At 66.3% G+C, this 7095-nt stretch carries 5 protein-coding genes and 1 pseudogene; 1 reads left to right on the forward strand and 5 read right to left on the reverse strand.

The features are described 5' to 3' along the window. The 5 genes from C5F46_RS15335 to ltrA form a co-directional block, all read right to left on the reverse strand. A partial coding sequence (locus tag C5F46_RS15335; RefSeq protein ID WP_146160248.1) for a PHP domain-containing protein occupies positions 1 to 1399 on the reverse strand: 1399 nt, incomplete at its 3' end. After that, on the reverse strand, positions 1396 to 2892 hold the full coding sequence (locus C5F46_RS15340; protein WP_107326191.1) for a Y-family DNA polymerase: 1497 nt from the start codon (positions 2890 to 2892) through the stop codon (positions 1396 to 1398). The genes C5F46_RS15335 and C5F46_RS15340, both read right to left, overlap by 4 nt. Then, entirely contained in the window at positions 2819 to 3400 is a 582-nt protein-coding gene (locus C5F46_RS15345) for an ImuA family protein (RefSeq protein WP_207186719.1), read from the reverse strand. Before C5F46_RS15345 ends, C5F46_RS15340 begins: the two co-directional genes overlap by 74 nt. Then, a complete protein-coding gene (locus C5F46_RS15350; RefSeq protein WP_107326193.1) occupies positions 3390 to 4073 on the reverse strand; it encodes an SOS response-associated peptidase in 684 nt (227 codons plus the stop codon). The genes C5F46_RS15345 and C5F46_RS15350 overlap by 11 nt, the downstream gene beginning before the upstream one ends. Positions 4074 to 4357: 284 nt before the next feature. Further along, positions 4358 to 5884, reverse strand: coding sequence for a group II intron reverse transcriptase/maturase (gene ltrA, locus C5F46_RS15355; protein WP_107326194.1), 1527 nt, complete (start codon positions 5882 to 5884; stop codon positions 4358 to 4360). A 691-nt stretch (positions 5885 to 6575) separates the two neighbouring features. On the opposite strand from ltrA, the pseudogene C5F46_RS15360 reads away from it, so the two are divergent. Further along, a pseudogene (locus C5F46_RS15360) lies at positions 6576 to 7095 on the forward strand (DUF932 domain-containing protein); the annotation flags it as partial.

A 7095-nucleotide genomic window follows, 5' to 3' on the forward strand; every position in this document is an offset into this window, starting at 1 on the left:
GGATCACCGTGGCGGTCAGCCCGGCGCGCTCACGGCCATAGCGGGCATAGATCCACTGGATCACCTCATCGCGCCGCTCGTGTTCGAAATCGACGTCGATGTCCGGTGGCTCGCCGCGCTCCTTGGAAATGAACCGTTCGAAGATCAGGGTGATGCTTTCGGGGGGCACCTCGGTGATGCCTAGGAGGTAACAGACCACCGAATTGGCTGCCGAGCCCCGCCCTTGACACAGGATGCCCTTCGATCGCGCAAACTGGACGATGTCATGCACGGTGAGGAAATAGGGCGCGTAGTCCACCTCGCGGATCAGGGTCAGTTCCTTTTCCACGCGATGGACGATCCTGGGCGGCGGTCCGGACGGATAGCGCCAGTGCAACCCAGCCCGGGCCAGGCGTTCCAGACGGTCTTGCGCCGGTTCGCCATCCTGCGCCTCGTCCGGGTATTGGTAGCGCAGGTCGTTCAGGCGGAAGACACAGCGGTCGGCAATCTCCACCGTGCGGCGCAGGGCAGCGGGGTGGCGGGCAAAGAGCCGCGCCATTTCGGCCCCGGATTTCAGACGGCGTTCGCCATTGGCAAGCCGGTGCTCGCCGATGTTGTCGATGGTGCAACCGATGCGCAGGCAGGTCAGTACATCGGCCAGCGGGCGACGGGCGGCGCGGTGCATCAGCACGTCGCCTACGGCAACCATCGGCAGGTTCACGCCTTGGGCCAGCATGGCCAGCTGGTCGAGGCGGGCCTGATCGCGGCCATCATAGCGGGGGGCGGCCCCGAGGAAGCACTGGCCGGGAAAAGTGCGGGCAACGGCCAGCAGATCGCTGCGGGTGGTCTTGGGGTTGCCATCCTCCATCGGATCAGGCGACAGGGCGATCAGGATCATGCCTTGTCCCCATTCTGCCAGATCCGCCCGTTGCAGGTGGCATTCGCCCTTGGGAGCGCGGCGCTTGCCCAACGACAAGAGCCGGGTCAGGCGGGACCAGGCCATCAGACCGGTGGGTAGCGCAAGCCATTCGACCGCAGAGTCGGTCAGCGCCAGCCGTGCGCCCGCGATCAGCTTCGGCAGGGCGGTGGCGGACAGACTGGGCGTCCCGGTCGCGCCAGTGAAATGGGGTACGTCCTGGCGGCTGGAGTGGTCGGTGACGCGCTGCGACCTGATGGCCGGGCCATCCTGTGCGGCCTGGACATTTGCCCGGGATTCATCTCGCAGCCGCGCCAGTTCCTTGAGCGCGGAGAACGCCCGCACAACGCCCGCCACCGAATTGCGGTCGGTGATGGCAATGGCCGCAAGACCCAGTTCGGCGGCGCGGGTCACCAGTTCCTCGGGATGGGATGCACCGGCCAGGAAGGTGAAGTTCGAGGTCACACACAACTCGGCATAGGGCTGGAAGCGGGGCGCGGTCATGCGAACTCCCCCTGGACATACCAGTCTTGCGCTTCTGGTCCGTTCCAGCTCTGCGCCTGTGGCGTCACGAACAGCCAGAGACGCGGTCCTTCCTGCGTCTCGATCCGCCAGTAGTCACGCAGACCGGACCGCCAGGCGGGATCGTCGAACCACCATTCCGGGGTGATCCGCTCCGGTCCCGTCGCGCGCAGGGTGGTAAATCGCATGCGCCGCCAGCGGAAACTGGCGGGCGGCGTGCCAGAGGCAGCTGTCACCGGCTCTGGCGGGAAAAGTGTGATCGGCCGTTTCAGGCCTGTGCGATGCGGTGACGGTTCGGGCGTCGAATATGCGGCGGGGGCCAGCAGGAAGCTGCGTTCCGGGATCAGGCTTGTCGCTGGCAAGAGCCGCAGCACCCGGTCAAAGCCGATGCGATTGCCGACCGAAGACAGCAGGTCCGCCAGTGCGTCCTCGTGGCGGATCGCCGGTCTGCCCCCGATCTGTTCCGGGGCAAGGGCCTCGGTCACGGTGGCCGTGAGCCGCAGCGCGTCGATACCAAAGCCGGAATCGATCTTGTCTACGCCCTTGGCGAACAGTGCCGCAATCCGGGCGGGGTCGCGCATCGGGCGGGCCAAGCCGATCTCGACCTGCGCCGTGCCGCGATCCACCCGTCGCAACTCCAGCCGCACCCGCCGCGCGCCCATATGGGTGGCTGCCAGTTTGGCGCAAAGCCGGTCCAGCAGCCGCGCGAGGCCCGCCATCACATCCGATTGCTGCCCGATCGGCTCGGGCAGGGTCATACGCACCCCGAAATGGGGCGGATCAGGTTCTGCCGCTACCGGCTCGGGCTGTGCCCCAAGCGCCTGATCCAGCCGCAGCACCAGACCTTGTCCGAAGCGCCGGGCCAAGGGCGCACGCGGCAGGTGAATCAGATCGGCGATGCGCGACAAGCCAACGCGCATCAGCGCTTCGGCGGTGTCAGGGTCCACCCTCAATGCGGTGACAGGAAGATGCCCGATGCCCTCGGCCAAACGCCCATCGGCGACGATGCCGCCGCCATGGCGGGCCAGGGCATGTGCCGCCCCACGGGTTCCGGCAATGGCGCTGGCGGCGTGCAGCCCCGCGCGCTCCAGCTGCGCCTGCAGATCGTCGCGCAGATCGGCCTCACCGCCGAAAAGATGCGGGACGCCCGAGATATCGGCCATCAGCCCGTCGACGCCATCGGTGGCCACCATCGGCGCATAGCGACTGGCCCAACGCCGCAGGCTTGCAAGCGCGGCAGCCTCGCGCGCAAGGTCGGCCGGGCGCGTGGCAAGATCGGGACAAATGGCGCGCGCATCCGCCAAGGCCATGCCGCGATGCAGGCCACGCGCGCTGGCGGCCGTGTTCAGACAGTGCAGGTGATCGGCATTGCCTGACCGGTGGGTCAGGGCAAAGGGCCCCTCAACGGGCCGTGTCCGCAGGCTCGTGTCGCTGGCGAGCCTCGGAAACCATATCGACAGCAGCCGCCGCGCCATTCCAGTTCAAGATCCATCTTCCGCAAGTTCCCTGTTTGTTCTTATTAAGATCCCATTGATGCAGAGTCGAGTCCGCAGCCGCGCTGGCCGCGGGCTCACACTTCCACCGCGTCTCGGTGGCATTGCTGCCCGCGTCCTGGCGGATCAGCACCAGACCGGTGGTGTGCCCGGCCTCAGCGGCCAGTTGCAACCGGCGACCAGCGGTCAGGGACAGGGGCTTTTCCGGCTCGGCGATGACCAGACTGATCGGGGCTGCGCGCAGGGCTTCCTCCACGCACCACAAGAGGTCGGTCTCGCCCACCGGCCGAAAAAGGTGCAGCCGTTCGCCCACGCCACGGGGCAGGCCACGGAGCATCGGCAGTTCCGGCACGTGGGCAGGCAGGATCCAGACCAGCGGCCCCGGATGCCGCGCCGCCTGAAACAGCGCGAAGGCGCGGCGGCCGCGGCCCTCGGCCTCGTGTACGCGGCGTGGGCTCAGATCGAAGGGATCGGCAGGGTCAGGCCGCATCCTCACGCACCCCTTCCGCCACGATCTGCAGCATTCCGTCGGCCAGAGGCCTTTGCAGGCGCAGGGCTTCGGTCGTGGGTGCAGTCAGCCAGCACCGCCATTCGTCTTGCGTCGTCAGGATGACCGGCATCGCCTTCGGGTGGACGGGCGCCACCTCGGCATTGGGCGGGCAGGTCAGGAAGCCGAAGAGCTCCGCCGTGACTTCGCCCTCCTTCAGTTTGCGCACCAAGGTCCATTCGGTGCGGATGCCCGCGAAGAAGGCCAGCGGGCGATCAGGCCCAAGGGCGAACCAGATCGGATGGTTGCGCGGTGCGCCGGGGCGGCTGTCGATCTCGGAAAAACTGGTGAATGGCACGAGGCAGCGGTTCTCGACCCCGAGCCAGCGCTTCCAGTGCGGTGAGGCGACATTGCGGATATTGGTCACACCCGGATCGGTGCGCTTGCCCTCCAGAAATACTTGCGGCGTCGGCATGCCCCACCGCGCCTTGACGAGTTCCCAGCCCGCCTGTGACCCTCGGTGCCGAATGATCGGCGCGGCGTAATCGGGGAAGATGCCGGCCATGGCAGGCAGGTTGCCGGTGGTGTCGATCAGCTCTCCGTCGTCCTCGCACATGTCGTCAAAGACATGCCGTATCGCATCCTGACTCTTGGTCTGGGAATAAAGATTGCACATGGGCGACACCGAAGAATCGGAGGGGCAAGAGAATAAGAACATATACAGAACAATGACCGCCTTGGAAGCCCGGATGGCCGCAACCGGCCTATATGAGCAAGGTCAGTCGGTCGATCTGCAGCCGTCGGTCGTAGAGTCAAAGTGGGGTTGGTTTCCCGGGTAGAGTAGGGATGACGCGCCTTGGCCCGTTGCCGGGTCAGGTTTCGCCATCCCCCTCTCCGAACCGGACGTGCGAGTTTCCCCGCATCCGGCTCTCCATGCGTGGCCGCGGCCACGGGTGGCCCTCACAGCTTGGCGAGGGTGCGGGTCGCTTCCCAGAACGTGTCGGCCCCCTGTCGGAAGCTTTCGTCCGGGTCGTCCCATCCGTTCGGTATGCGCAGGCCCCGGTCCCGGTATCGCACACGTTTGGCGTCCGAGAACCGCGCGAGTGTTTTCCCGCCCGATGCCCATCCGCCGTGCGCCCGGGGTCCTTTCTCGGTATATTTCCGACGCAGCTTCCTGCCGGAAGCCGTGCCGTGTTTCTGCCCGAGCCAGGACTTGATGCGCCAGTACAGCCACCAGTCGAGCTTGCTGAACTCCGCCCACGACCGCGTCGCGTAGCGGTAGTAGTTCCGCCAGCCGATGATGACCGGGTTGAGGTCGCCGATCAGAGCCGCAAGGGTGGTGCCGGTCGGCGTTCCCCTCACGTTGGCCTTGACCCTGTCGCGCAGAAGCTGGGATTTCGCCTTCGGAATGAAGATCATTCCCACGTGCCGCCCGGTGGACGGCATCTTCTTCTGCGCGACCCGGTATCCGAGAAAGTCGAAGCCCTCCCGGACATCGGTGATCTTGGTCTTCTCCATCGACAACTCCATGCGCAGTTCCTCCTGGAGGAACTGCGCCAGCGCCTGACGCTCGATCTCCGCATCCTTTCGGGTCCCCTGCACCAGCAGCACGAAGTCGTCTGCATAGCGCACCACGTAGAAGCCCGGCCGCCCACGTCTGTGGTCGGACTGCAGGCGCTGCTGCGCCCGCTCGCGGGTCTTGTCGCGCGGATTGGGCACCCAGCGACGGTATCTCTCGTCCAGCCCCGTCAGGTAGACGTTGGCCAGAAGCGGCGAGATGATGCCCCCTTGCGGGGTCCCCGTCACGGGATGGCGAAGCGTGCCCTCGATCATGATGTCCGCCTTCAGGAAGGCGAGCACGAGCCGCAGGACCTTGCGATCCCTGATGCGACGGCGCACCCGCTCCATCAGGACGTGGTGATCGATGGCGTCGAAGCACCCCTTGATGTCCCCCTCGATCACGTACCGGACCCGGGATGGGCCGGCGGATGTCGGGTTCAGCTTGTGCCGCACCCTTGCGAGCGCGTCATGGGTGCTCCGTCCGGGCCGGAAGCCGTATGAGGTCGGGTAGAAGTCCGCCTCGAAGATCGGCTCCAGCACCAGCTTGAGCGCCATTTGGACCAGACGGTCTCTGAGCGTCGGAATGCCCAGGGGGCGGAACTTTCCCGGTTTGCCCGGCTTCGGGATCAACCGTTGCCGGACAGGCTGGGGTTCGTAGGTTCCTTGCCGCAGGTCTGCCCGGATATCCTCCAGATAGCCCACGGCCCCCGAGAGCCGCCTTTCGACCGCCTTCCGCGTCACGCCGTCGGTGCCCGGCGTATTGCTGCCCTTGTTCCGGGACAGCCGTATCCACGCCTCGATCAGCGTTCTGCGGTCGCATACCAGATTGAACAGATCCGCGAACCGCCTGTCGGGGTCCGCGGCACTCCACCGATGCAGTTTGCGCTGCATGTCGAGAACGAACCCGGTATTCACCGTGCCGGACATGTGTCCATCTCCTGCCTGCAACTTGCATCCACTGCCCGCCTTCGCCATGTGGACGGCTTTCCCGTCCCCGGACTACTACGCGGGCTCCGCCCCCACGACGCGCGATCGCCGGTCGCTTCGGTCGTCCGTGCCTTGGGCACGGAAACGCGCGTGGGTTCCCAAGTTCCACCAATTCTCCCTTGTCCGCTACAGGAGCCGACTCTACCCCGTGTGGATTCCGGCCTCCGGGCCTTGCAGGCTTTCCCGGACGCTGACGGCGGGTTGCCCCGCCGTCCCTGACACCCGCCCATCAATCGGGCGTCGGCGCTCCACAAGTCTTTCGACTGCCCCACCCACTTCCGAGTCGGTGGGGAACCTCCTGACGGGGCTTCGGCCATCGGTTCGGTTTCCCTCTCCATGGCGGACTGGCTAGCCGGGCCGGTCTCGGGATCGGAAGTTCCCTCACGCCCGGCGTTAGCTGGTTCTGCTGATTTATGGCCTTCCGGAAGCACCCGGTCGGCCTCACCCGCTCGCTTCGCGCCCCACGCTGCACCGTGTGGCGCGAGGGGATTCGCACCCCTCGGGATGGTTGGTGGCTTCGCCCCTATATTTCACCTCCTTTCCTTTCAAAGAGTTAGAGGGCTGCGCTTGGCGCGCTGACGGGTTGAGGGCTGGGAGAGTGGCTTCCGGCGCCCGTCGAGGGAGATCGCCGATGGGCGTTGTGGAAGTTCTGGATCCGGTCGCACCGGTGCGTGCAGATGGCTGGAAAGTGGATGTGAGCCGGGGTGAGCGGAACGGGCGGGTGTCGTCCGAATGGTTCAACCGGCCCGATGACGAGCGGTATCTGTCGCTCGACGATCTCTGGGCCAATGTGAAGGGCCGCTCCGAGCGCAGCCGCAGCCGTGTGGTGCAGACGGCGGACATCCGCGCCGAGGCAGCGCGCGATAACCCCGAACGGTTGCACCTGATGCTGCCGAAAGCGCAGGAGCCGGTGGCGCCCACGCATTGGGCTTTTGGCCAGCTTGCGAGCATCGTCGGCGCGCCGGCCTCATACCTGCGGCAGCTGCCCGCGCCGCTGGCGGGGATCAACCTGCAATACGGCCTGACCAACCACCGCGCCGAGCAGGTGAAGACCTTCGAGACTGAAGATGGTCGCACCGAACTGCGTGCCGTCACCGGCCCCGACTATGGCCGCATCCATGACCACGAACTGGTTGATGCGGTGCAGCGGA

Origin of the sequence: Phaeovulum veldkampii DSM 11550, from assembly GCF_003034995.1 — a bacterium.
In the GTDB taxonomy this organism is placed as follows: domain Bacteria; phylum Pseudomonadota; class Alphaproteobacteria; order Rhodobacterales; family Rhodobacteraceae; genus Phaeovulum; species Phaeovulum veldkampii.